The sequence below is a fragment of the Butyrivibrio sp. LB2008 genome, from assembly GCF_000621565.1.
Taxonomy (GTDB): Bacteria; Bacillota; Clostridia; order Lachnospirales; family Lachnospiraceae; genus Butyrivibrio.
The window spans coordinates 1-24252 of sequence record NZ_KK211307.1; the positions used below are offsets into that span (position 1 = coordinate 1).

At 40.0% G+C, this 24252-nt stretch carries 23 protein-coding genes and 1 rRNA gene; 17 read left to right on the forward strand and 7 right to left on the reverse strand.

The genetic code is table 11. The features are described 5' to 3' along the window. From T356_RS0114670 to T356_RS0114725, 12 genes are all read left to right on the forward strand, one after another. Nucleotides 1–296: ribosomal RNA gene (locus T356_RS0114670) — 23S ribosomal RNA — on the forward strand; the annotation flags it as partial. Between the two features lie 278 nt (nucleotides 297–574). Then, complete coding sequence (locus T356_RS0114675; RefSeq protein WP_026515137.1) at nucleotides 575–1480, forward strand: chemotaxis protein; 906 nt, start codon at nucleotides 575–577, stop codon at nucleotides 1478–1480. A gap of 115 nt (nucleotides 1481–1595) precedes the next feature. Then, on the forward strand, nucleotides 1596–2414 hold the full coding sequence (locus T356_RS20565) for a hypothetical protein (RefSeq protein ID WP_026515138.1): 819 nt from the start codon (nucleotides 1596–1598) through the stop codon (nucleotides 2412–2414). Continuing rightward, entirely contained in the window at nucleotides 2411–4807 is a 2397-nt protein-coding gene (locus tag T356_RS0114685; protein ID WP_026515139.1) for a hypothetical protein, read from the forward strand. The genes T356_RS20565 and T356_RS0114685 overlap by 4 nt, the downstream gene beginning before the upstream one ends. Nucleotides 4808–4860: 53 nt before the next feature. Then, nucleotides 4861–5478, forward strand: coding sequence for an imidazole glycerol phosphate synthase subunit HisH (hisH, locus tag T356_RS0114690; protein WP_026515140.1), 618 nt, complete (start codon nucleotides 4861–4863; stop codon nucleotides 5476–5478). A gap of 13 nt (nucleotides 5479–5491) precedes the next feature. Continuing rightward, the gene (hisF, locus tag T356_RS0114695; RefSeq protein WP_026515141.1) at nucleotides 5492–6253 is read left to right on the forward strand and encodes an imidazole glycerol phosphate synthase subunit HisF; all 762 of its coding nucleotides are present in this window, start codon (nucleotides 5492–5494) and stop codon (nucleotides 6251–6253) included. 22 nt (nucleotides 6254–6275) lie between these two features. After that, nucleotides 6276–6953 (forward strand): uracil-DNA glycosylase, encoded by a 678-nt coding sequence (locus tag T356_RS0114700; RefSeq protein WP_026515142.1) that lies wholly within the window; start codon nucleotides 6276–6278, stop codon nucleotides 6951–6953. Nucleotides 6954–7078: 125 nt separating this feature from the next. Beyond that, a complete protein-coding gene (locus T356_RS0114705; RefSeq protein ID WP_026515143.1) occupies nucleotides 7079–9313 on the forward strand; it encodes an ABC transporter substrate-binding protein in 2235 nt (744 codons plus the stop codon). Between the two features lie 20 nt (nucleotides 9314–9333). Then, nucleotides 9334–10620, forward strand: a complete 1287-nt coding sequence (locus T356_RS0114710) for a diaminopimelate decarboxylase (protein ID WP_026515144.1) — start codon at nucleotides 9334–9336, stop codon at nucleotides 10618–10620. Further along, nucleotides 10607–11518, forward strand: coding sequence for a tyrosine-type recombinase/integrase (locus tag T356_RS0114715; protein ID WP_051563467.1), 912 nt, complete (start codon nucleotides 10607–10609; stop codon nucleotides 11516–11518). The genes T356_RS0114710 and T356_RS0114715 overlap by 14 nt, the downstream gene beginning before the upstream one ends. 255 nt (nucleotides 11519–11773) lie before the next feature. Continuing rightward, nucleotides 11774–13126 (forward strand): SLC13 family permease, encoded by a 1353-nt coding sequence (locus T356_RS0114720; protein ID WP_026515146.1) that lies wholly within the window; start codon nucleotides 11774–11776, stop codon nucleotides 13124–13126. Nucleotides 13127–13150: 24 nt separating this feature from the next. Continuing rightward, nucleotides 13151–13750: a cytidylate kinase-like family protein gene (locus T356_RS0114725; protein ID WP_026515147.1), complete on the forward strand. Its 600-nt coding sequence runs from the start codon at nucleotides 13151–13153 to the stop codon at nucleotides 13748–13750. Nucleotides 13751–13827: 77 nt separating this feature from the next. On the opposite strand, the gene T356_RS0114730 is transcribed toward T356_RS0114725, so the two are convergent. Both T356_RS0114730 and T356_RS19650 read right to left on the reverse strand, forming a co-directional pair. After that, nucleotides 13828–14856 (reverse strand): 3-deoxy-7-phosphoheptulonate synthase, encoded by a 1029-nt coding sequence (locus T356_RS0114730; protein WP_026515148.1) that lies wholly within the window; start codon nucleotides 14854–14856, stop codon nucleotides 13828–13830. Between the two features lie 66 nt (nucleotides 14857–14922). After that, on the reverse strand, nucleotides 14923–16923 hold the full coding sequence (locus tag T356_RS19650; protein ID WP_197020926.1) for a TaqI-like C-terminal specificity domain-containing protein: 2001 nt from the start codon (nucleotides 16921–16923) through the stop codon (nucleotides 14923–14925). A gap of 192 nt (nucleotides 16924–17115) precedes the next feature. Here T356_RS19650 and T356_RS0114740 point away from each other — a divergent pair, with 192 nt between their 5' ends. Continuing rightward, a complete protein-coding gene (locus T356_RS0114740; protein ID WP_026515149.1) occupies nucleotides 17116–18222 on the forward strand; it encodes a cation diffusion facilitator family transporter in 1107 nt (368 codons plus the stop codon). Between the two features lie 174 nt (nucleotides 18223–18396). Here the strand turns inward: T356_RS0114740 and T356_RS0114745 are convergent, their stop codons facing one another. Genes T356_RS0114745 through T356_RS21180 form a run of 5 tightly spaced genes read right to left on the reverse strand, consistent with a single transcriptional unit; the run spans nucleotide 18397 to nucleotide 21226 of the window. Next, a complete protein-coding gene (locus tag T356_RS0114745; RefSeq protein ID WP_026515150.1) occupies nucleotides 18397–19215 on the reverse strand; it encodes a hypothetical protein in 819 nt (272 codons plus the stop codon). Next, nucleotides 19209–19907: an ABC transporter ATP-binding protein gene (locus tag T356_RS0114750; protein ID WP_026515151.1), complete on the reverse strand. Its 699-nt coding sequence runs from the start codon at nucleotides 19905–19907 to the stop codon at nucleotides 19209–19211. The genes T356_RS0114745 and T356_RS0114750 overlap by 7 nt, the downstream gene beginning before the upstream one ends. 24 nt (nucleotides 19908–19931) lie before the next feature. Beyond that, nucleotides 19932–20294: a GntR family transcriptional regulator gene (locus tag T356_RS0114755; RefSeq protein WP_026515152.1), complete on the reverse strand. Its 363-nt coding sequence runs from the start codon at nucleotides 20292–20294 to the stop codon at nucleotides 19932–19934. A gap of 45 nt (nucleotides 20295–20339) precedes the next feature. After that, nucleotides 20340–21068, reverse strand: a complete 729-nt coding sequence (locus tag T356_RS0114760; RefSeq protein ID WP_026515153.1) for an ABC-2 transporter permease — start codon at nucleotides 21066–21068, stop codon at nucleotides 20340–20342. A 14-nt stretch (nucleotides 21069–21082) separates the two neighbouring features. Next, a complete protein-coding gene (locus T356_RS21180) occupies nucleotides 21083–21226 on the reverse strand; it encodes a hypothetical protein (RefSeq protein WP_155839053.1) in 144 nt (47 codons plus the stop codon). A gap of 190 nt (nucleotides 21227–21416) precedes the next feature. Here T356_RS21180 and T356_RS0114770 point away from each other — a divergent pair, with 190 nt between their 5' ends. The 4 genes from T356_RS0114770 (at nucleotide 21417) to T356_RS21725 (ending at nucleotide 24184) form a co-directional block, all read left to right on the forward strand. Continuing rightward, nucleotides 21417–21707 (forward strand): hypothetical protein, encoded by a 291-nt coding sequence (locus tag T356_RS0114770; RefSeq protein WP_026515154.1) that lies wholly within the window; start codon nucleotides 21417–21419, stop codon nucleotides 21705–21707. Between the two features lie 79 nt (nucleotides 21708–21786). Then, nucleotides 21787–22218, forward strand: a complete 432-nt coding sequence (locus tag T356_RS19655) for a Fur family transcriptional regulator (RefSeq protein ID WP_051563469.1) — start codon at nucleotides 21787–21789, stop codon at nucleotides 22216–22218. A gap of 245 nt (nucleotides 22219–22463) precedes the next feature. Beyond that, nucleotides 22464–22808, forward strand: coding sequence for a hypothetical protein (locus T356_RS0114780; RefSeq protein WP_026515155.1), 345 nt, complete (start codon nucleotides 22464–22466; stop codon nucleotides 22806–22808). Between the two features lie 224 nt (nucleotides 22809–23032). Beyond that, nucleotides 23033–24184 (forward strand): GNAT family N-acetyltransferase, encoded by a 1152-nt coding sequence (locus tag T356_RS21725; RefSeq protein ID WP_081777876.1) that lies wholly within the window; start codon nucleotides 23033–23035, stop codon nucleotides 24182–24184. Nucleotides 24185–24252: the final 68 nt, after the last annotated feature.

Sequence of the window (24252 nt, forward strand, 5' to 3'; positions counted from 1 at the left end):
TTCGGTCCCTATCCGGCGCGGGCGTAGGATATCTGAGAGGAGCTGTCCTTAGTACGAGAGGACCGGGATGGACGGACCGCTGGTGTATCAGCTGCATCGCCAGATGCATAAGGCTGGGTAGCCACGTCCGGACGGGATAAACGCTGAAGGCATCTAAGCGTGAAGCCCTCCTCAAGATGAGATATCCCTGCTTCGGCAGTAAGACCCCTTGTAGAGTACGAGGTTTGATAGGCACAAGGTGTAAGCATGGTAACATGTTCAGCTGATGTGTACTAATAGGTCGAGGGCTTATCCATAAAGTGGTATAGAAGAATCTGGAAGAGATAATTCAGTGTTCGGTTTTGAAAGTACAAATCTTTTTTTAATTTTTAAAACAAATTGCATAAAGTATAAAAAAGATATTAATGAAAACTAAAAAGATGGTCAACTGCCCGCCTTTTTAGTTTTTTTGTATTTATTTTCAGAAAACTATGCTATACTATTTAGAGATATATCTATGAGATATTTATCGATTTTTTGATTGGTTTTTTATGGAAAAATCCTAATCTATTATATTTACACGTGAGGTGAGAGAATGGAATCAAAAATCCTGCTTGAAAACGGAACTAACGAACTTGAGGTCCTTGAGTTCAAGATTGATGATCATTGCTATGGAATTAATGTGGCTAAGATCAAGGAGATAATTGTCTATCAGGAGGTAACACCGGTACCTAATGCTCATCCGAGTATTGAAGGAATATTTATGCCGCGTGATACTATGATAACGGCAATTGATCTGAGGAACTGTTTGCAGCGTGGTGCTTCACAGCCCGGAGGATTATTCATCATTACAAACTTTAACAAACTCGATATCGCCTTCCACGTTGATGCTGTAGTTGGAATTCACAGAGTGTCTTGGGCTGACATCATTAAGCCTAACGCTACAATTTCTAAGACTGAGGAGAGTATCTCCACAGGTATCATTAAGTTTGAAAATCAGCTTATTATTATTCTTGATTTTGAGAAGATAGTTGCTGATATCAATCCTAATACCGGTCTTAATATGGATGCTCTTGAGGAAATCGGAACAAGACCGAGAAACGAAGTACCCATCGTTCTTGCTGAAGATTCCCAGCTTCTTAACAGACTTATCGTAGATTCTCTTAACAAAGCGGGATATAACAACGTAATACATTTTGAGAACGGTAAACTTGCTTACGATTATATTAAGTCCTGCAAGGAAAAAGGAACACTTGATGATATTAAGTGCATCATTACAGATATTGAGATGCCTATAATGGATGGACACAGACTTACAAAGCTCATTAAGAGCGATGATGCTACTAAGAAAATTCCTCTTATTATTTTCTCGTCATTGGTTAATGAAGAGATGAGAAGAAAAGGTGAATCTTTAGGTGCGGACAGGCAGCTTTCAAAGCCTGAGATTGGCAACCTGGTTGCTGTTATCGATGAACTTGTAAATGCACCGAATGCACGCTGATACGGACTGACTTTAACTCCCTTTGTTGGCTCAGTTATGAAACAAGTTTTCAGTGACTGTCTCAATAAAGGGAGTGTTTTCATCTTATACGAAATTATAGGGGTGCTTTTTTTACATGACATGCAAGCTTGCCGATCAGATTGAAAAATCAGATTTGATCATAATTGGAATAGGAAATGAATGGAATTGGGTCAAGAATGGGCTCAAAAATGACGATAGATATAAAGAGCTTATTAAATATTCAAGCCTGGAAGGGAACAGGTGGTTTTTACCTGTGATTGAATATGAATATGCATATTATAATTCCGACGAACGAATTGAGAATGCATATAAAGGGCTCAGGAAGCTTATCGGAGACAAGAAGTATTTTCTTGTAAGTGATCTTTGTTTACAGGATGCGCTTTTTTATGGATTTGATCCGGAAAAAAGTGTATACCCTTGCGGAAATTACATGTTTTTGCAGGATGCGCAAGGAGACGGTGAGCTTTGTAGCGCGGAAAAATGCGAAGAGTTTTTTTCTCTGGTAAAAAAAGTTCATGAAATAGTTGAATCAGGTGAGGTTTTACTTTCAGAAGATATGTCTTTTTCCAAACCTGTTGTGAACGGAAAAGAGCTATATCTTAATCAGAAAAGACAGGAATACAGTGATATTAAATACAATGAGAGTTTTTACCTCGGAAATTGGGATATTTACAAGAAGTATCTTACAAGAACTTTGAATTCCAATCTGCTTGTTTTGGAACTTGGAGTTGGACTTGAGTATCCCACGGTTGTCAGGTGGCCTTTTGAGAAAGTGACATTTATAAATAAAAAGGCTCGTCTTATAAGGGTTCATGAGCGATTATATCAACATATCCCTGAGATAGAGGATAAAACAGATTCAGTAAAAATGAATTCAGTTAATTATATTATTCAGGAGAGTAATGGGCTATGAAGTCTAGTGATGAGGAATATCTCGACAGCTTGCTAAATTCGGCAAAAACAAATAATAATCCTCAATCGGCACTTAGCAGAATGTCTTCGAAATCAAACAATGTAAACTCCGGTGAGATTCTTGAAACCGAATCAGAGAATCTTGATGCGCTTATAGATAATTCGACGGGTAATGAAGGCATCAGGGAAATCGGGGAATTGATGGATAAAGCCGATAAGGACGAACTTATCGATGATGCGCTTGCGAGTCTTCTCGACGATATACAAAAGCCTTCTGATGCAGGTATTCCTTCTTTTACAGTTGGAAACGAACCTTCGGGAGAGGATGTTCGTGATGCTGAGGAGATTGCTTTGGATGAAGCTATTGCCGATGCAGAGAAGATTGATGCAGAGAAGACCGATGCAGATATACAAAGAGGCGGGAAAGAGAGCGAAGAGGCACCGCAGGAAGAGCTTGTGATTCCGGATATTCCGGAACCGCTCCCGATAATAGATGATTCGGAAATAGTGGATGCTCTTGCAGAGATGGCTCCTGAAGTCGATCTTCCCGAGGAAAACAGTCTGATCACTGAAAAGGAATCTGATGCGGATCAGACGCCTGAAGAGATTCTTACTGACCTTTTGGATGATATGCCGGGTGGAAATCTCATGGATTCCCAGGAGGGACATGAGAGCAGCCTTAGCGATATCATTGACAGGGAGAGGAGCGCAGAGGAAGAAGCCGCTCAGAATGATGATAACGGTCTGGACTTGCAGAGCCTTGATAATATGTCAATCGATGAGCCGCAGGAAGCGCAGCCTGAAAGTGAGGATGTCCGGGAAGAATCTGTAGCGAATGATGATATTTCTTTGCAGGAACCCGGCGGCGAAGAAGTTTCCGATATGCCTGAAGTAAACGGTACAGTTGAAGAAGACAGCCTTTCTGAGCTGGAAAGTCTTTTAAACATGGCAGAGCCTGCAACAGAAGAAAGTCCCGAAACAGAAGAAAATCCTGAACCGGAAGAAAATGCTGCAGAAGCAGAAGAAGGTGGCATAGAGGATGCCGGCGAAGCGCCTGCCGTACCCGAAGCAGAAGCTCCTTCTGATACAGAAGAGCTCAATGTTACCGCAACAGAGCTTGGTTTTATCGAAGAAGATGATGAGCATCACGCACCTGTAAGCCTGGATGAGATTTCTGAAGATGATATAAATCTTAATGACCTGGAAGCAAATCTTGATGAGCTTTTGGGCGGAATAGATGAGACATATGAGACGACTGAGGGAGAAGTAGCCAAGATTCTTGGCGATGAACCTCAGGAAATATCTACAGAAGAGATCATGCAGGATTCAGAGGATGTATCTATCCCTGATCTTGACGCTCTTATGAACAGCCTTGCAAATGATGAGGTTGAGTCACTGGAAGATACGGCTCATCTTGATAAAGAGCTTGGACCGCAGGAAGAGGAGCTTCAAAAAGAAGATATTCTTGATGCTCTTACGGAAAGCGGATTTGACGATCTTGGAACGGATGTTGCACTTGATGCGATTTCCGCGCTTCCTCCCATGGATGAAAATGAGGAAGTAGATACCGGAGATTCGAAGTCTCACGGAAAACATAAAAAGCATAAAGAAGGTTTCTTCCAGAGACTTTTTCGTGCTCTTACCGAAGAGGACGAAGATTTTGAAAATATCGGAACAGAGGGACTTGCGGGACTTACAGATGAAAATCAGCAGGTTCTTTCAGAGCTTGGAGAAGTCGAAGTTAAGAAGAAACCCAAGAAAGAAAAGAAGAAAAAAGAAAAGGCCAAGAAACCTCCAAAGGAGAAGAAACCTAAGAAGGAGAAGCCTCCGAAAGAGAAGAAGGAAAAGAAGCCTAAGCCGCCTAAGGATCCGGGAGTTCCGGAAAAGGCCATAGCGCCCAGAAAAGTCATTATTTCCGGATTATTTGCGGCAAGTCTAGGAATACTTGTTTGTATTCCGGCACTTATTCTTCCTGTAAGAATTGCAACAGAGAGAGCAAAGACAGCTTATTCACACAACGATTATGCAAAGACATACAAACTTCTTCATGGAAAGACTCTCACATCCGAGCAAAATACAATGTATGAGAGAGCAAGAGTGCTCGCATGGGTAGACAGGTATATGAAGGGATATGAGAATTATAAAGCCATGAATAAAGAAGTAGAGGCTCTTGATATGCTTCTTATGTCTGAAAGAAATAAGCAGAACCTGCTCGATGAAGCAACGAAGTTTAATGTTGAAATTCAAGTGAGGAGCGTGTACGATAGTATAGAATCGTTGCTTTCAGAGAACTATGGTCTTTCCGAGGAAGATATCAATGAGATCAATTCCATAAAGAAAGACAGAGATTATACTATCAGAATCATGGAAGTTTTAGGGATGTTTGAAGAATGATCTGCATATTGTAACCGAAGGCATCGAAAGTTTTGAAAGGGGTTTGATGCCTGATGGTAGCAATAATTGATTATGATGCCGGTAACATAAAGAGCGTTGAAAAGGCTTTTGAGTATTTGGGCGCCGATACTGTCATCACCAGAGATCCGAAAGAAATATACAGAGCAGATCATGTTGTTCTTCCCGGTGTCGGAGCTTTTTCCGATGCAATGAAAAAAATAGAGGAATACGGAATGGAAGCGCCTATCAAAGAGGTGATAAATAAAAACATTCCGTTTATGGGAATATGCCTGGGACTGCAGCTCTTGTTCGATTCAAGTGAGGAATCGGAGGGAGTCAGCGGCCTGGGCATTTTGCGTGGAAAAATCGTAAGGATTCCCAATACGGATAAAGAAGGAACATATTACAAAGTGCCTCATATAGGATGGAATAACCTTTCATTCCCAAGAGAGGGCAAGCTCTTTAAGGGACTTGATGACGAATCTTATGTTTATTTTGTTCACTCATATTATCTTCAGGCAGAAGATAAGAATATCGTCACCGCTACAACCGATTATTCGGTTCGCATAGAAGCTTCCGTAGAAAAAGACAATGTATTTGCCTGCCAGTTCCACCCTGAAAAGAGCTCTGAGGTAGGAATGCAGATACTTAAGAACTTTTTGGCGGTATAAGGAGGGAGCAGGTATGCATACAAAGAGAATTATTCCCTGTCTTGACGTAAATAACGGCAGGGTTGTAAAAGGAATCAATTTCGTAAATTTGAAGGATGCAGGTGATCCTGTTACCGTCGGAGAAGCATATTCCAAGGCAGGTGCGGATGAACTTGTTTTCCTTGATATAACCGCGTCAAATGAAAGAAGAGCAACTGTTGCTGACATGGTCAGGGAAGTTGCCAAAAAAGTATTCATTCCCTTTACTGTTGGTGGCGGGATCAGAACAGTTGACGATGTCAAGGCAATCCTTAGAGAAGGCGCCGACAAGGTTTCGATGAATTCAGCAGCAATTGACAGGCCGGAGCTTGTCGCTGAAGCGGCAGACAAATTCGGAAGCCAGTGCGTTGTTGTTGCGATTGATGCCAAAAAGAGAGAAGACGGCTTAGGCTGGAATATCTATAAGCACGGCGGAAGAATCGATGTGGGAATTGATGCCGTAGAATGGGCAAAAAAAGTAACTGAGCTTGGAGCGGGTGAGATACTTCTTACAAGTATGGACGCCGACGGAACCAAGGCAGGTTATGACATAGAGCTTACAAGGCAGATATCCGAAGCTGTCGATGTTCCTGTAATTGCTTCAGGCGGAGCGGGAACAATGGAGCACTTCTATGATGCACTTACAACAGGCCAGGCAGATGCGGCTCTTGCGGCTTCTCTTTTTCATTACAAGGAACTTGAGATATGTGATGTAAAGAAGTATTTAAGGAGCAAAGGCGTTTCAGTAAGGCTATAAAAGAAAGAAGGTTGTGACTACAATGGCAATGATCTCAAATGACTGGTTGCCGGCATTGAGCGACGAATTTCATAAAGATTATTACAAAAAACTCTTTGAGTTTGTAAAAGAAGAATACAGTACTCATGTTATATATCCCGATTCTGAGGATATTTTCAACGCACTTCATTTGACACCGCTTGAGAAAGTCAAAGTTCTTGTCCTTGGGCAGGATCCGTATCATGAGCCCGGACAGGCTCATGGACTTTCTTTCTCGGTGCTTCCCGGTAAGGCAGATCCTCCGCCGTCTCTTGTGAATATTTATAAAGAATTAAATGACGATCTTGGTTGCAAGATTCCCAATAACGGCTATCTGAAAAAATGGGCGGATCAGGGCGTACTCTTGCTCAACACCGTTTTGACTGTAAGAGCCCATGCCGCTAACTCTCATAAAGGAAGAGGGTGGGAAGAGTTTACCGATGCGATTATCAGAAAAGTAAACGAACAGGACAGACCTGTAGTGTACATGCTATGGGGAAGACCTGCCCAGATGAAAAAGAGCATGCTAAATAATCCTAAGCATCTGATACTGGAAGCACCTCATCCGAGCCCGCTTTCAGCATACAGAGGCTTCTTTGGGTGCAAGCATTTCAGCAGAGCAAACGAGTTCTTAAAGCAGAACGGCTTGGAGCCGATTGACTGGCAAATCGAAGATATATAATAAAAAGTCGGTTTTCCGTTATAAGTTTTTTCTTGCATTTTTATGCGCTACCATGTTAAAGTGGTAAATGAATTCACACACGTATAATTATTAATTTGTAAAGCAGACATTTTTAGTGAGATATAATGAGAAATAGGGAATTAAAACGAATTGCATGTTGCATCATCGTTTTTGCTTTAGGTGTAACATCTTTTTTAGGATGCGGAAATAAGAACAGTTCTTCCGTTGGAGGCAGCGCTGTTTCCGAAGGCGGAAAGGTTGATAAGGAACGTGTTTTTAAACAGAAAGACTTTGAAGGTATTATTGCTGAAGGCGAAGATATTGTTTTTGCCGATTATGTAAATGGAAAGATTATGCTTGCTGCCAATTCCAAAGACGGAAACGGCAGATGCATTTCATTCAATCCTGACGGTACGCAGCTTCAGTCTTTTGATACAGGTTGTAACATAGCAGCCTGTGCGTTTGACGGAGAAGGAAATGCGTATATTCAATGTGTGGATAAGTCTTCAGGAGAAGATAAAGTTTTTCTCGGTAAGCTTGATCCTAATGGAAAAGAGCTTTTTAAAACGGATGTTTCTGAAGAATTTAGTGAAAATCCTGAAATAAGCGGTTTGGCGTGGAGTGAGAAATACGGCCTTGTATCTTGCACTCCAAACGGAATTCAGACATATGATGATAAAAACGGCTTTGGAATGCTTGTTGATAAAAAAGTTATTGGTGATTATGGCGATTACGGTATTATTTATTCATTTATGATGTTATCGGGTGATCGGATCCTGATGATATACCATGAAGGAAACGGTGAATCCAATGTAATTATCGATCTTGAGAATAAGGCGGCTGACAAAGCGCTTAGTGGTATAAGTGATACATTGCAGTATTCTTTTTTTACAGATAAAGAGGGTAATTTATATGCTTTATGGACTGATGGAGTCTACAAATACGATCCTGATTCCGGAGAAAAGAATAAACTGCTTGATTTTAGGGCTTCAAATATTGATTCGGCAACAGAGTATGTGGAAGGAAACAAGTTCCAAGCTGTTGCACTGAGTGATACAGATTTTATTATAGATTTACCGTTAGGCTCCGGTGATGATACTTCTCTTATGAGATTTACCAAAGAAAATCCCGATGAAGTTTTGAATAAGACTACAATTACTTTGGGAACCATTTGGCTTGAGCCGGAAGTTCAAAGCGAAGTAATGGAGTTTAACAGATCCAATGACAAGTATGAAATAGAAGTAATCGATTATTCTAAGTTATATCCGGACGGTGATCAGGAAGAAGCAAGAAAGCAACTGGATATGGATATAATATCCGGAAAAGCGCCGGATATTATAAATATTGACGGAAACGTAAGAAAGTACGTTGATAAGGGAATTTTTCTTGATCTTACACCTGAATTTGATAAAGGCGGTGCTTTGGAGGGAATAGAACTTCTTCCAAATATCGCCGAGATGATGAAATATGATGGTAAAATATATACATTTATGCCGTCTTTTAAAGTCGCAACATGTGTTGTCAGAGCAAAATTTGCCAAGGGAAAGGGATCACTTACATATAAAGAGCTTGATGATCTCATAAAGAGCAACGGTACTGATTACGAAACAGCTTTTGGCTCCAATCATGATAAATCTTATGGCAATTTACTTATGCCGCATTATGCAGATAAGTGTATTGATTGGAATGAGAAAAAGTGTGATTTTAAAAATCCTGAGTTTATTGAGTTTTTGAACTTTATAAATAAGTTTCCGGATAAAGCAAGCGGAAACAGCAATCTTGCAGAAATAGATAAGAGCTATGCCGAGGATAAAGGACTCTACTATAGAGAACTTTTTTCAAATCTCAATGAATATGCAAGACTTAAGCAGCTTGTATTTAATGACGACATCGAGCTTGTAGGCTATCCAAATAACAGCAGAGAAAATATTGCGTCTATATACGGCGAATTATATGCTGTAAACAGCAACACAGCTCATAAGGATATTGTACTTGAGTTTGTAAAAAATCTTATATTATCGGACAAAGATGATTCTAATAGTGGATTTTCCACTGTAAAACAAAAATTTGAAGAAGAGCTGCAGGAAGCTACAAAGGAAAAAAGCGATGACGATGAGAGCGCTCAGCTATGGGATCAGATAAATCATGTAATGGTGAAAATGAAACCATTATCTCAAGAGGAAGTGAGCAAGTTTTATGATTATACAGTTTCAATAAATTCATTGGATTGTATGGATAATGAAATTATCAATATAATTGCTGAAGAAGCTTCGGCATTTTACTGTGGCCAAAAGACAGCAGAGGAAGTGGCAGACATAATCCAGAACAGGGTCACAGTTTATATAAATGAAAATAGCTAAATATTTTTATGGAGGAAGTAATGAAGAAAGCATTTGTAACAAAAGAACAGGTTGAAGATATAGTAAAGAAGTATCCTACACCTTTTCATATCTATGATGAAAAAGGATTTGTAAATAATGTAAAAGCAGTTTATGACGCCTTTTCATGGAATAAGGGATTTAAGGAGTATTTTGCGGTAAAGGCCAATCCGAATCCTGTGCTTCTTGACATACTCAGAAAGAACGGTTGCGGATTTGATTGTTCCTCCAAGACGGAGCTTATTTTAAGTAAAGCGGTTGGAGCAGAGGGAAGTGAGATCATGTTCTCTTCAAACGATACGCCCGCTGAGGAGTTTGTGCTTGCAGATAAGCTTGGAGCGATAATCAATCTCGATGATTTCACTCATGTGGCATTCCTTGAGAAGACACTCGGTAAGATACCTGAGACAATCTCATGCAGATTTAATCCTGGCGGAGTGTTCAAGATGAGTAACGGAATCATGGATAACCCGGGAGATTCCAAGTACGGAATGACCAAGGATCAGCTCATCGAAGCATTTAAGATACTTAAGAGCAAAGGCGCAAAGCGCTTTGGAATACATGCATTCCTTGCAAGCAATACTGTTACCAATGAATATTATCCTCAGCTTGCAGGCCAGCTCTTTGAACTTGCTGTTGAGGTTCAGAAGGCTACAGGTGCAAAGATAGCATTTATCAACCTTTCAGGCGGCGTTGGAATTCCTTATACACCTGATATGGAACCAAATGATATTTATGAGATCGGTAAGGGCGTTAAGGCGCAGTACGATAAGATCTTTGTTCCTGAAGGAATGGATGATGTAGCAATCTTTACAGAGATGGGAAGATTCATGATGGGACCTTACGGAGCGCTTGTAACTAAGGCAATCCATGAGAAACACATCTACAAGGAGTACATCGGTGTAGATGCCTGCGCGGTAAACCTTATGCGTCCCGCTATGTATGGCTCATATCATCACATCACTGTTCTCGGAAAAGAGAATGAGCCTTGTGACCACGTTTATGACGTGACAGGTTCACTTTGTGAGAACAATGATAAATTTGCAATTGACAGAAAACTTCCCAAGATCGATATGGGAGATTATATCTATATTCATGATACAGGTGCCCACGGCTATGCAATGGGTTACAACTATAACGGTAAACTAAAAAGTGCGGAATTGCTTCTCAGAGAGGACGGTAGTGTTGAACTTATCCGAAGAGCTGAGACTCCTATGGATTATTATGCAACACTTGACTGCCTTGATGTGTACAGCAGATTAGGTGAGTTGGTAGATGGTAAAATCTGAAATGGAATGTCTTGTTGACGCATTTATCGAGTATCTTAAAAGCGTCAAAGATTATTCTGAAAACACGGTTAGTTCTTACAAACATGATGCTCTTATTTTTGTTCGTTTCCTTGAAGAACGGGGAGTACATAATATTGCGGAAGTTACAGAGGATATGATCTCTGAGTACCAGACTTTTCTTAAGGAAAAGAAGATGGCTGTCTCGACTATAGTCAGATATAATACCACGATCAAGAATTTTTTTACTTATCTTGTTGAGAACGGTAATGTATCAGACAACCCTGCGGAGATTATAAAAAGTCCTTCTGTCCCTGCGTCCAAAAAGATTCCGAGAATTCTTTCGGACACAGAGACTATGGATCTTTTGAATCAGGAATTCAGCGATAGTCCCAAAGGAGTGAGAGACAAGGCTATTCTTGAGATGCTTTATTCTACAGGGCTGAAAGTGTCAGAGATTATCGGGCTTAAGCTCAGTGATATTGACATGGGACTTGGTTGTATCATTCTTCCGAAATTGAGATCAGAGGAAGGAAATCGTGTCATTCCGTATGGAAAGATGACAAGAAGCGCTGTGACGTCTTATCTTCTTGAGGCCAGAAAGGCATTACTTGGAAAAAGAGAAGACAAAGGCTATGTCTTTCTTAACTGCGACGGTAAGCCGCTTAGCCGCCAGGGTGTGTGGAAGCTTGTTAAGTTCTATGCCCAGAGAGCAGGCGTGAGCAGCGATATTTCGCCGCATTCATTAAGACATTCTTTTGCGGCGCATCTTGTTAAGAATGGTGCGGAAATCACGGCCATTCAGGATATGATGGGCTTTTCGCCGAGTAATACCTTGTCGAAATATGTAAATAAAGAAAATATGCCTAAAGATCCGTATGAATGGGCAAGAATCAGATAATGTGTTAAAAAATAGATATTAAAGGGGGCTTGTGTTATGCAAGTCCTCTTTTCTATATATAAACAACAATAAATGTCCAAATTTAATACGTCAAATCTAATAAAATTGTGCTAATGTGATATTTTTAACAATAAAGTATTGTGTATTGATTTCACAGGTGGTATCCTTTTGAAGGATTATTTTTGGCAGGCAGGCGTTTTACCTATATAAGGGGAAAGCTTGCCTGACATATTAAGTTTTTTGGGAGGACATACTTTGTTTGCAGCACAGATTTTTGCCGTTATCATTTTTGTCGGAATGTTCGTTATGATCGTTATGGACAAGATTGAGAGGCATTATGTAACACTGGGAAGTGGTATTCTTACGCTTGTCGTTGTCTTTGGAATTTGTATGGGGGACATCAAGGCTATTCTGAATACACTCGCCTTTAAGGACTTTTTTACCCGTGATTTCTGGTATCAGATAGAAGAATCAGAGAGTTCGGGAATCAACTGGGCAACAATTCTCTTTATCGCAGGAATGATGCTGATGGTTGAAGGAATGGCTAAAGCGGGATTTTTCCGTTGGCTCTGCATGAAGATTGCATTTCTGGTTAAATGTAAGACTATTCCTATCTTTATTACATTTACAATAATGGCAGCGGTACTTTCAATGTTCATTGACAGTATAACCGTTATCATGTTTCTGGCAGCTGTGACTGTAGAACTTGCGCAGCTTCTTAAATTTAATCCAATACCAATGATATTATCGGAAATTTTTTGTGCAAACCTTGGCGGAAGCGCAACAATGTGCGGAGATCCGCCGAATATCATAATCGGTACTTCTCTTGGATTATCATTTTTTGATTTCCTTACAAATACAGGTGTTATAGCAGGAATAAGCCTTGTTGTGTCTGTTACCTTTTTGTATTTTGCATTTAGAAAAGAGCTTGTTACAAAAGGTGATGAGAAAACAGATATGAGCAAATTGCCCGATCCTTCGGAAGCAATCAGCAACAAGAAGGATTTCATTGTGAGCAGTATAATTTTTGGCTGCGCTGTAGTGCTTCTTATAACGCATGGCTCAACACATCTTACTGTTGCATCAATAGGTTTGTTTATTGGAGCGATCACACTTTTGACATCAGGCAAAGATGCCGGGGAGATCATTAAGAAAGTAGATTATAAGACACTTGTCTTTTTCATAGGTCTGTTCATTGTCGTAAGCGGATTGGAAGAAACAAAGATTCTTGATATAATCGCTTCGTTTATCGAAAAGATCAGCGGTGGTAACAGTAAAATGATGATAGCGATCATTATCTGGGTTTCAGCGATTGCAAGTGCGTTTGTTGACAATATACCTTTTGCGGCAACAATGGTTCCTGTTATCAAGAATCTTGCAGCAGCTTCGGGAATGCCTATAAATACACTTGCCTGGGCGCTTGCTATAGGTACAGATATTGGCGGAAGCGCAACTCCTATCGGTGCTTCTGCGAATGTTGTAGGTACTTCTGTTGCGGCTAAGAACGGATATCCCGTGACATGGGGACGTTACTGCAAAAAGCTTGCTCCGGCAACAATTTTAGTTTTGATCATTTCAACAATATATCTTTTTGTAATATACTTATAATAGTAATATTCAGGAGGGGTGCTTATGTCACAGATCATTATTTCCGTAGGACGTGAATTTGGAAGTGGCGGACGAGTTATTGCAGAAAAATTGTCGGAAAGATTTAACCTGCCTTTGTACGATCGCCATCTTATTACAGATATTGCTGAGAAGATGGGTATGACAATTGAGGCAGTGGCAAAATATAACGAGACTCCGAAGAATGTGTTCGTTTCAAGACGCGTAAACGGTTACAGCAACTCGATAGAGGATAATATAGCCGAGATGCAGTTTAATGTCATGGAAGAAAAGGCAAAGAGCGGAGAGTCATTTGTTGTAGTCGGCAGATGTTCGGAGACAAAATTAAAAAAATATCCGGGACTTATTTCATTCTTTATCCTTGGCGATATGGATAAGAAGATTGAGCGTGTCATGGATGTTTACGGACTTGATGAAGATGACGCGACAAGATTTATCCTTAAAAAGGATAAAAAGAGAAAGCGTTATCACAATTATCATTGCCAGGGTAAATGGGGCGATTCAAGATTGTATGATTTCTCAATTAACAGCTCGAAACTGGGGATTGATGAGACGGTAGATATAATTGAAGGGTATATAAGAGCCCGCATGGCAAAAATGGACTGAGAGTGCAAATAATGCATAAATATGAAAGGTGCAGAGGAAATGAAAAAACCTCTGCACCTTTTCTTATTTGAATATGATCAGACTAACTCAGCAATATCGAGAAGGAGACGCTCTGTGTCTGTCCATCCAAGGCAAGGATCTGTGATTGACTTACCGTAGATACCTTCGCCGATCTTCTGGCAACCTTCCTCGATGTAACTCTCGATCATGACACCTTTAACAAGGTTCTTGATATCGTTGTTGTGGTTCCTTGAGTGAAGAACCTCTTTAACAATCCTGATCTGTTCCTTGAACTGCTTGTTTGAATTGTTGTGGTTAGCATCAATTATGGCAGCAGGGTTAACGATGTTTCTTGAGTTATAGAGCTGTAAAAGAAGGCTCAGATCCTCATAGTGGTAGTTGGGGATCGACTGACCGTGCTTATTGTTTGAGCCTCTGAGTACGCAGTGCGCAAGAGGGTTTCCGTTTGTCTTAACTTCATAACCTCTGTATACGAAAGAGTGAGACTGCTGAGCTGCATATACTGAGTTAAGCATTACTCCGAGAGCTCCGCTTGTGGGATTCTTCATTCCGGCGGGAACATCAAATCCGCTGGCTGTCATACGGTGTTCCTGATCCTCAACAGAACGCGCACCGATAGCGACATATGAAAGAATATCAGCGATGTATCCCCAGTTCTCGGGATAGAGCATCTCATCGGCAGCAGTAAGACCTGATTCCTGAATTGCCTTGATCTGCATATGTCTCATGGCAATAAGACCTGCGCGGAAATCTGTCTTTCCCTCAGGATCGGGCTGAGAAGTGATTCCTTTATAACCTTCACCTGTTGTACGAGGCTTGTTTGTATATATTCTGGGAATAAGGATAAGCTTATCCTTAACTTTGTCATTGAGTTTTCCGAGGCGTGAAACATAGTCGCACACGGCATCCTCATTGTCTGCAGAGCAGGGGCCGACGATAACAAGGAATTTATCACTTTTACCTGTGAAGACATCGCTTATCATCGCGTCTCTTTCAGCCTTGAGTGCGGCAAGTTCTTTTGTTAATGGAAACTCCTCCCTGATTTCATCGGGTGTGGGAAGTTTCTGTATGTATTCAAATGACATTAATATATCCTCCGTGAATAAATATTCGTAAGCTACTATAGCACTTTAAACTGTAAAAGTAAACCTTTATTTACTTACTTTTAGTATTATATCAAGTTCGTCAAGAGTCAGGCCGTAAAGCTCTGCAATCAAGCCGTCTATCTCAGTAATGAACTGTACCGGAGCATTGTTATCGATAATTTTTTTCGCAAGGTCCGATATTTTCTTTTCGGTTAACTGATCGCACGCTGCAATCGGAAGCCTCTCAATCTCAGACCTTAGTACCTTCATATTTTTGCAGGTATGAGAGTAGTAAAAAGAAATAACGGGTGAATTCAGAACCGCAAGTATATAAAGTGCGCTGTAGCCCGGAACCTTGGGAATCAGTATATTTGCGCTGTTAAGTGAAAGGCGCTGCTTATCGTCATATGCAAAGACGGGCGTTCCCGATATAAATTTATAAAGCAGCTTTTCTTTTGCCCTGTACATACTCTCGGGAGCTATCTGCTGGAACCTTTTGGGCTCGTATTTGATGAAGTTTGTTATCGTTTTGATTGTATATTTATCAATATCAGAGCCTTTTATTATCTCTTCAAATCCCGGATTCTTAACGGGAGACAGCAGTGTTTTATTGGCTCCTGTGACGATCCCTAAGGCAAATTCGCTGTTTCCTTTAAGTGTGAAGTGCTCACAGCTTTCTATTTTCTTAAGTATCTTTTTCTCGGTATCGTCAGATAACATGTGAAAAGAGCTTGTATCAAGGCTCTCATTTTCAGTCTCAAAGGCCTTTGTTAGGATAAGTCTCTCGGGAAAGATTCCGTTTGCGGGATCAATCTTACCTTTTGCAGAAAGGCTTTTTTTGTAAAAAGCGACGGAGGTCTTTTGTCCGTTTACGTTAGGAACTTTAAGTGTGAGCAGTATGCAGGGGCACTGCACGTTATCAAATATTTCGCCCATATAATAAAGGGAAGAAATGTGCGAATTTTGTGCGATTATGCTCCGTATATTCTCGTGTACACCGGCGCCCAGCAGTGTTTCGGGGAGGACAAAAGACATGGTTCCTCCTTCTGATAACAGGCTGAGAGCTCTTTCCGTAAAAATAGAAAAAGACTCGGGATTGCCCGATACGCGCGCACATTTATAGGATTCGCTCAAAGTCCTTATTTCGTCCTTGCTGTAAGAGTAGCCCCAAGGTGGGTTTCCTATTATATGATCGTAGTTTGGCGTCGCGGCGCCGGTTGCAGATGGTGTCAGGAAATCATCCGCTTTGATGTTATTAAATAAAATATCGAGATCGGTGTTATCTTTTATTCTATATTTTACTGCGAGATTTATCCTTGCTATGGAGGTAGCAGTAGCGTCTATATCATATCCGTATATGTTCTTAAGCAAAATGGTTTTTGGAAGCCGAAGGAGAAAGTTTCCAGTTCCGCATGAAGGATCGCAGATTGTCTCATTCTTTGCCATATGCAGATTTTCTACGCATTTATCTACAACAAAGAAAGGTGTGTAATATGCGCCCGATGCCTTTTTTTCCTTGAGTGAGCGAAGCGAGATGTAGAGCATTCCCAAAGTGTCTTCGCCTTCTGTATATATAAGAGGATATTCTTTTAATATAGGTAAGATGCGGGAAAAAGAAGTGCCCTCTTCATAATGTAAAGGCGATAGAAGCTTCTTTTTGCCGGACTCATCGAGTGAAAGAGTATCGAGGAAAGACCTGCCGTAATAGGCGAGAATTGAAAGGAAGTCTTTCTCTGTGATGTCGGTATTTTCTTCAAGGCTCTTTATGAGCGTTGAGATCGTATTGTAATTTCCGGATGATTTGCTGATGTAAGATTTAGGGATAAAACGGCCGTTTGCGGTGCTCTTATTTCTTCTTCGCTTAAGGAAATCGGAGTCTGCAAGGCTTTCCTTTAGATTCAAGATCTTTTCTTTATTAAGAAGATATGTCTTTGCGCTTTTTTCGGCCGGGATTTTATCAAGCTTTATCCAGTTTTTTACAGTCGCTGAAGAAACGCCCAGAATCTCGGCTGTTTCGTCAATTGAGAGTATATCATTTTTGATAGAGATTTGTTCTTGTATGTCCATAGAAACAATTATCTCGGTAACGTGCTTTTTTTTCAAGAGCGGAATTGGGTATATATATGCATATGTGAGGAATATTGAATAAATGATGAATATATGTGCAAAATATGTGTTAAACTGAATTTGCGTGGTTATCATCTGATGGTGAAACTGCGAAGATAATAATTTCAAAATTTTTTATGAGAGGCATCTTAAATGGATAGAACCAAAAGTATTGTAAGAACAAGTATTATAGGAATTGCGGCAAATATTTTGCTTTCGGTATTTAAGGCATTTGTGGGAGTTATGTCACATTCGGTTGCGATAACGATGGATGCCGTCAACAATTTAAGTGATGCTTTTTCATCGGTTATAACTATAGTCGGAGCGAAGCTTTCAGCGAGAGAACCTGACAGGAAGCACCCTTATGGATACGGAAGAGTTGAATATCTTTCGGCAATGGTGATCGGCATCATTATTTTGTACGCCGGAATCACATCGTTTACCGAGTCTTTATCGAAGATAATTCATCCGGAGACGCCTGATTACGGGGCACCGGCGCTTGTCATCGTTTCGGCTGCGATCGTCGTTAAGATAGCGCTTGGCTTATATACTAAGAAGATGGGCGAAAAAGTTGATTCCGATTCACTTGTCGCATCGGGAAAAGATGCACTCAACGATTCAATAATCTCAGCATCAACGCTCATTGCCGCAATCATATTTATTGCTACTGGCTTTAGTATTGAAGCGTATATCGGAGTTGTAATTTCTTTTGTCATCATAAAGACTGGTTTTGAGACGCTTCGAGATACGATAAGCATGACACTCGGAGAGAGGATTACGCCCGAACTTGCAAAGAGCGTTAAGACAAGCATAAATGAGCTTGAGGAAGTTAGAGGCGTGTATGATCTTATTATTCATAACTACGGCTCCGAGAAGCTGATAGGCTCCGCGCATGTGGAGATTCCCGATACACTTTCCGCTGTCGAGATCGATGCACTTGACAGGATTATCGCCAAGAAAGTGTTCGCCGACACTGGAATCATGATGAGCGGCGTATCCGTCTATTCAACAAATACAGGAGATAAGGTCGCTGTAGAAGCGCACAAAAAGATTAAAGGCATCATCGGCGATTACAAAGACGCTCTGCAGATTCACGGCTTTTACATGAATCACAAGACAAAAGAGATCAGATTCGATCTTGTTATTGATATAGAGGCAAAGAATAAGAAAGAAGTACTTTCCAAGGTTTCAAAGCGCGTCGAGGAAATGTACCCCGGCTATGTGGTGGAAGTGCTCCTTGATTATAATTTCTCGGATTGAGGATGATATATTCGGATTTAAATATTCGAAAATTACATCGCAGACGTACGCAGCGCATTTCCGGACATATACCTTGCGGCCGGGCGTACGGAAAGGCAGCCACACCAATCTAGCGCGACTGCCTTTGCTTGTTAATTCAGCTACACCTTTCTATAACAAAATTGCTGCTGAAGATCACTCGAGATTGAGCTTCTTGTTCATGATCTTTATGGTTGCAAAATAGCAGCCTACCAAAAGGATAAATAAGAAGATCAGGTTTGCGGGACACCACAGATCGCGAAGGTCCCACCACCAGGTGCCGCGTTTAGCTACGCATACTGCAGTGTTGTAATAAATGATTATAAGCGAAGCTATAGCAATACCTGTATAGCTAAGTGCAGTAATCCCGGTTTTGTGTTTTTTGCACAGGTGTCCAATACTCATGCAGAAGAAAAGAGCCATGAGCTGGGAGAAGAGCCCGAGAAAAAGCAAAAACAGGAGAGGAAAAAGTTCTTCTAAAAGTTCTGCTACTGCACTTAAGGTAATCGGTTCGAAAACAGGATCATAAAGTCTTGTGATAATGGTTTCTCCGATAAAGAAGATGGTGGTCGCTGAAATTACATAAATAACAGCCCATGCAAATATAACTATCATTTTGGAAGAAACAACTTCGGTGATACTTGAAGGAAGAGTAAATGAAAGATATCCCTGATTCGAGTATAAAGTCTTGTGGTAGTATTTGATCATATATATTGCTGCAATTGTAGCTATAGCCGAAAGTATTAAAAAGAATACAAATGACATATTAGACAGTGAATAATAAAGATCAGGCAGGTTATCACTGTTTACCTGAATTGTATTTGCGTCTACTTCGACTGAATTGGCATAATATAATTTTTCCATAATGGCGTGAGTAATTAAGCCTATGATCTCCGGTATGAATAAAAGTGTTATTATTGCAAGCATTGCCGGACTGGTTTTTTTAAAGTCATATGCGATTAGTTTTTTTAACATCTGTATACCTCCCTGAATAATTCATCAACAGACTTACCGTGTTCAGCCCTTATGTCATCAACCGACTTGAAGAGTTTGATACTACCGTCCTGTAAAAAGATGGCTTCATCCAGCACCGGTTCTATGTCGCTGATAAGGTGAGTAGCGATGATCAAGGAAGCAGATGAATCGAAGTTACTTATGATAGTACGTAAAATATAATCTCTGGCAGCAGGATCCACACCGGCGATAGGCTCGTCGAGAATGTAGAGCTTAGCCCTGCGGCTCATTACAAGCATAAGCTGGACTTTTTCTTTGTTTCCTTTTGAAAGAGTCTTGAGCTTACTCTTTGGATCTATCTTGAGGCTTGCGAGCATCTCATTAGCCCTGTTTTCATCAAAGTCGTCATAAAAATATTTGAACATTGCAACAACGGCTTCTACCTTCATATCTTCATCAAGGTAGGTCTTGTCGGGAAGATAGGATACGACTGCTTTACTCTTTGGTCCTACCGGGTTATCGTCGATAAGAACTGTTCCGCTATCGGGCTGTAACAGTCCGCAAAGTATCTTGATAAGTGTTGTTTTTCCGCTTCCGTTTGGCCCAAGAAGCCCTATAATGTGCCCCGGAGCGATGCTAAGAGTTACATCGTTAAGGGCTTGGGTTTTGTCATATTTTTTTGATACTCCCTGTATTTCTAAAAGATTACTCATACTTTTCTCCTTCTTTCTCCAAAATTATTTTTCTACGTGCTGTTCAACCAGCTGTATGATCTCTTTCCCGGTAAATCCGAGTTTTCCCATGTTCTTGAAGAATTCTTCGATCTGCACATCTACAAGTGACTTTCGAAGTTCTTTTATTAAATTATCATCGTTTGTAATAAAACGACCGCTGGTCCTTTCTGAGTGAACCAGTCCCGTCGATTCAAAATCACTGAGCGCTTTTTGCATTGTGTTGGGATTAACGCCTGCTTCAGCAGCAAGGTCACGAACACTTGGCAATTTATCGCCCGGTTTATAAACGCCTGTAATAATATCAATCTGGAGATGCTCAATAATCTGAACAAAAATAGGTCTGTCCGAATTAAGATTCCATGGCATAGTGAGCGGTTCCTTTCTATAAAAATATTTTTTATCTATAATCAATCATTCAAGATTAAGCTTTTTATTTGTAATGAATATTGATGCGGCGCATGAGAATGCTGTCAATGCAATCGCGCAGAGCACAGTGGGAAGGCAGAATACATCTTCCCATTCCCAATATCCATCATTACCGCCTCGCCAGATATAGTTGTGTGAAAAGTTATAGAAAAATATATACAGCGAAGCGAAGCCTATAACCATATAGCACAGTGTTGCACATGTTTTTTTGTGCTTTTTACAGATCTGACCAAGGCTTATGCAGAAGAAGAGTGCCATAAGCTGTGAAATGATATAAAGTGAAAAGGCCAAAAAATTATATATACTCATCGCTAATTGATTAAGGGCTCTGTTGTGCTCAGGGTTAAGGTCAAACAATGCATCCGGATAACTTAGCATAAATGAGATAAGTATTGATAAAATAAAAAGTATTATCCATATGCAGGTAACTATCATTTTCGATACAACAACATTTGTTTTAGTTGTTGGAAGAGTAAATGAAAGATACCCCTGTGAAGAGTACAAACTCTTGGAGTAGTACTTGAGAATATATATTGTTGCTATCATGCTAAGTGATGCAATTGCCATTAAATGAAATAACGCTATTACTGTATCATCGGGAAAATGTTTAACATGTATGCCAATCGGAATACCCATTAGCATATTTACAAGGCATATCATGGTCATTGTCGCCTTTGTGTTTTTAAAATCTTGTACAATAAGTTTTTTTAACATCTGAAAAACCTTTCTTATAAAATATTGCTTGTGTTATTTACTGTGTATTGCTTAACCAGTTGTACAATCTCAGCGCCTGTAAATCCGAGCTTTTCCATGCTTCTAAAGAATTTTTCTATCTGAACATCTACAAGTGGTTTTCTTGGTCTCTTGATCATATTCCTGTCCTCCGTAATAAATTGTCCTTATGTTCTGTCTGTGAAAAAATATCTTGTACCATTGTACTAATCACTTAATACAGTAATACAATAACGCCTGTGATAAAATTTGTCAACAGGTTATACTTTTTTTGTTACGGACAATATAGTATTATCAAGGAAGTAATTGAAATTATGGAGGAAAAAGAAAATGGGAATCAATTCAATAGATGCAGAGGATGATCAGTTTGCATATCGTTATGATACACAGCTTTTGATAGACAGACGCGATAAAGATCTTGATGAGGATGAGATTGCTGATTATATTACGGAGCACTTTGAAGGAAACAGCCTGATCGCTGCAGGAGATGAGGATCTTATTAAGATTCATTTTCATACAAATGAACCTTGGAAGATTCTTGAGTATTGCAATACTGTAGGCGAGATCTATGATATCGTTGTTGAAGATATGATCAGACAGGCCAACGGGCAGCAGGGGTGAGATTGCTAGGGAAGCAGTAACATATGCTGAAAGCTTTTTTTATAGCAATGACCAATGAAATGATTTCCGGGAGAGCAGTGTGAAGAGCGAATATAAGACTAAACCAAGAAATCTTATCATAGAATATCTGAAGGATAATGCGGATACCAGGTTCACGGCAAGAGACATCCTTAACGCGGTCAAGGATAATGGCGACGGTCTCGACAGATCTACAGTTTATCGTAATCTTGAGAGGCTTAGCAAGGAAGGCAAGCTTGTCAAATACAAGGAAGCCGATGTAAATGCTACATGCTATCAGTACTCTGAGGAGCACGAATCATGCTGTGAGCACATGCACGCCCAGTGCTCGGTGTGCGGGAAAATTTATCATCTTGATAACAGTATGTTCAAGAGTGCAGCCAAAAAGATGATGGATGAATATGGAATTGAGATTGATTACGGTAAGAGCGTGATCATATGTATTTGTGATGAATGCAGAAACGCAGGTATGTCAGAGAACTTGCAATCTTGAATCAAAGATTCAAGATGTTCGCAAACAGGCCATTGAAGTTGGCTTCGCCGAAGGGCCTGTTTGCCTCCTGTATCATGTTCTCACGAAATCCGCAACCGGTGCGGATTTCTGTAATTTCATTTAAGATGTCATATATACTTAATTTGGCTCTTTCGGTATATTGAATTATGAAATCAATAAATCGGAGTTTGTTGCGATAATTATATTCCAGGATATCTTTCTACTAAGGAGCAATATAAAGGACTATGGAAACATTACGTAAGGTATCAAAAATCATAGATATATTTGTGTTTATAGCGACTACTCTGGCTATTGCAGGTGTGTTCTATGAAGGAATGACTTTGAAATGGTATGGCATAGTGGGAATACTTGTGATTTGTATGGATTATTCTTTTATGCCAGCAACTATCATACACCTTATCGTGGATAGAAAAGAAAAAATGATATGGTTCCATGTATTTTCTATGGTTATTATTTTGATAGCCATAGTAATGAAGATAGCTGGAATAGATTATCCAGCAATTACTCTTGTCTTGTGGTATTTCTACATATGGTTCCTATACGGAGCGTTAATAATAAAATCGTTTTAGCAGTCAAAAAAATAACCTTCCAGTATAATGGATGAAGTTTGATACAGGGAGAAGAAGGTTTGAACGAATCAGAGCTTCCGGGTTCTTGGCAAACGCAGACCGGAGTTTGTCATGCCATATATTACACAGTTACAGAAAATGTCAGAGACAGATAGTAACCGCGTAGTAAGGATACATTGCTTAGGTGCAATTAAAGCAACTAAGCGGGATTAGCGGAGGATATTATGCTAAAAGATTATGAAATAGATAAACCAATTCTTGAAACGGACAGATTGATCATTCGTGTGCTTAACGAAAATGATGTTCCGGATTTAAGAGAGTGGCTTGGGCGAGATGAAATCTATACATATTGGGGAAGAAAAGCAAGTAAGAATGAGAAAAATCCTGAACTTATGTTTATTGACGCCCGCCCTTGGGTAAAAAGAAAACCTTCGCCTGATTTTAATTGGGGAATTGTATTGAAAGAATCCAATAAAGTGGTAGGCATGATTGAGGTATTTAATATCCAAAATGCCAGAATGGGTGATATAGGGTACAGAATTAGTCCTGAGTACTGGAATATGGGAATTACTACAGAAGCTTTAAAGGAAGTGCTACGGTTTATATTTGAGAACACTGAATTAGAACGTTTGAATGGGAATGCAGATGTAAGAAACATTGCATCAAATAAGGTTATGGAAAAATGTGGCTTTATAAAAGAGGGGACCGTTCGCCAAGGAAAAATGGTTTCCGTTTATTGTGACTATAATATTTATGGCTTGCTCAGAGAGGATTGGAAGATATTGGAGGACAGTATGTCTGAAAGACCAACACTAACATTGGGATTAAAGAGACAAGATTTTCTTGAATATTATTACCTGAAGGAAGAACTTGTAAAGTTCTGCCACGATAACGGGTTGCCTGCTTCCGGCGGAAAACAAGAGCTTACTGAGAGGATTGCATACTATCTTGATACGGGAAAAATCAAGAATTCATCGGGGACAACATCTACTAAAAGAAAGGCAAAGATAACTACTATAACAGAGGCCAGTAAAATTGAAGAGAACATTATTTGTTCGGAGGTTCATAGAGCCTTTTTCAAGAGCAAAATAGGGGAGTCATTTTCTTTCAATGTGAAATTTCAAAAATGGCTCAAAGCGAATTCCGGGAAAACATATGGTGATGCCATTGATGCTTATTATGAGATTAAAAGAACAGCAAAGCAGGGGCAGACCGTTATTGGAAAGCAGTTTGAGTATAATACCTATATTAGGGATTTTTTTGCAGATAACAAAGGTGCTTCGCTGGATGATGCTATAAGATGCTGGAAGTATAAGAAAAGCCTCAAAGGTCAAAACAAATATGAGAGATCTGATCTTAAAGTGTTGGAACAGTAAATAGTAACGTGAACAATCGGTGTAAGACCAAACAAAAAAACAGACTTCATATATCCTAAATCTGTCCT

What these genes read in the sequence shown, in the direction of transcription:
- T356_RS0114760 (WP_026515153.1), bottom strand. Translation starts at nt 21,068, where the DNA reads ATGTTAAAAAAACTTATTGTACAAGATTTTAAAAACACAAAGGCGACA.
- T356_RS0114770 (WP_026515154.1), top strand. Translation starts at nt 21,417, where the DNA reads ATGGGAATCAATTCAATAGATGCAGAGGATGATCAGTTTGCATATCGT.
- T356_RS21725 (WP_081777876.1), top strand. Translation starts at nt 23,033, where the DNA reads ATGCTAAAAGATTATGAAATAGATAAACCAATTCTTGAAACGGACAGA.
- T356_RS0114725 (WP_026515147.1), top strand. Translation starts at nt 13,151, where the DNA reads ATGTCACAGATCATTATTTCCGTAGGACGTGAATTTGGAAGTGGCGGA.
- T356_RS0114750 (WP_026515151.1), bottom strand. Translation starts at nt 19,907, where the DNA reads ATGAGTAATCTTTTAGAAATACAGGGAGTATCAAAAAAATATGACAAA.
- hisH (WP_026515140.1), top strand. Translation starts at nt 4,861, where the DNA reads ATGGTAGCAATAATTGATTATGATGCCGGTAACATAAAGAGCGTTGAA.
- hisF (WP_026515141.1), top strand. Translation starts at nt 5,492, where the DNA reads ATGCATACAAAGAGAATTATTCCCTGTCTTGACGTAAATAACGGCAGG.
- T356_RS0114745 (WP_026515150.1), bottom strand. Translation starts at nt 19,215, where the DNA reads ATGTTAAAAAAACTAATCGCATATGACTTTAAAAAAACCAGTCCGGCA.
- T356_RS0114715 (WP_051563467.1), top strand. Translation starts at nt 10,607, where the DNA reads ATGGTAAAATCTGAAATGGAATGTCTTGTTGACGCATTTATCGAGTAT.
- T356_RS0114685 (WP_026515139.1), top strand. Translation starts at nt 2,411, where the DNA reads ATGAAGTCTAGTGATGAGGAATATCTCGACAGCTTGCTAAATTCGGCA.
- T356_RS0114730 (WP_026515148.1), bottom strand. Translation starts at nt 14,856, where the DNA reads ATGTCATTTGAATACATACAGAAACTTCCCACACCCGATGAAATCAGG.
- T356_RS20565 (WP_026515138.1), top strand. Translation starts at nt 1,596, where the DNA reads ATGACATGCAAGCTTGCCGATCAGATTGAAAAATCAGATTTGATCATA.
- T356_RS0114740 (WP_026515149.1), top strand. Translation starts at nt 17,116, where the DNA reads ATGGATAGAACCAAAAGTATTGTAAGAACAAGTATTATAGGAATTGCG.
- T356_RS0114755 (WP_026515152.1), bottom strand. Translation starts at nt 20,294, where the DNA reads ATGCCATGGAATCTTAATTCGGACAGACCTATTTTTGTTCAGATTATT.
- T356_RS0114710 (WP_026515144.1), top strand. Translation starts at nt 9,334, where the DNA reads ATGAAGAAAGCATTTGTAACAAAAGAACAGGTTGAAGATATAGTAAAG.
- T356_RS21180 (WP_155839053.1), bottom strand. Translation starts at nt 21,226, where the DNA reads ATGATCAAGAGACCAAGAAAACCACTTGTAGATGTTCAGATAGAAAAA.
- T356_RS0114780 (WP_026515155.1), top strand. Translation starts at nt 22,464, where the DNA reads ATGGAAACATTACGTAAGGTATCAAAAATCATAGATATATTTGTGTTT.
- T356_RS0114705 (WP_026515143.1), top strand. Translation starts at nt 7,079, where the DNA reads ATGAGAAATAGGGAATTAAAACGAATTGCATGTTGCATCATCGTTTTT.
- T356_RS0114675 (WP_026515137.1), top strand. Translation starts at nt 575, where the DNA reads ATGGAATCAAAAATCCTGCTTGAAAACGGAACTAACGAACTTGAGGTC.
- T356_RS0114700 (WP_026515142.1), top strand. Translation starts at nt 6,276, where the DNA reads ATGGCAATGATCTCAAATGACTGGTTGCCGGCATTGAGCGACGAATTT.
- T356_RS19650 (WP_197020926.1), bottom strand. Translation starts at nt 16,923, where the DNA reads ATGGACATACAAGAACAAATCTCTATCAAAAATGATATACTCTCAATT.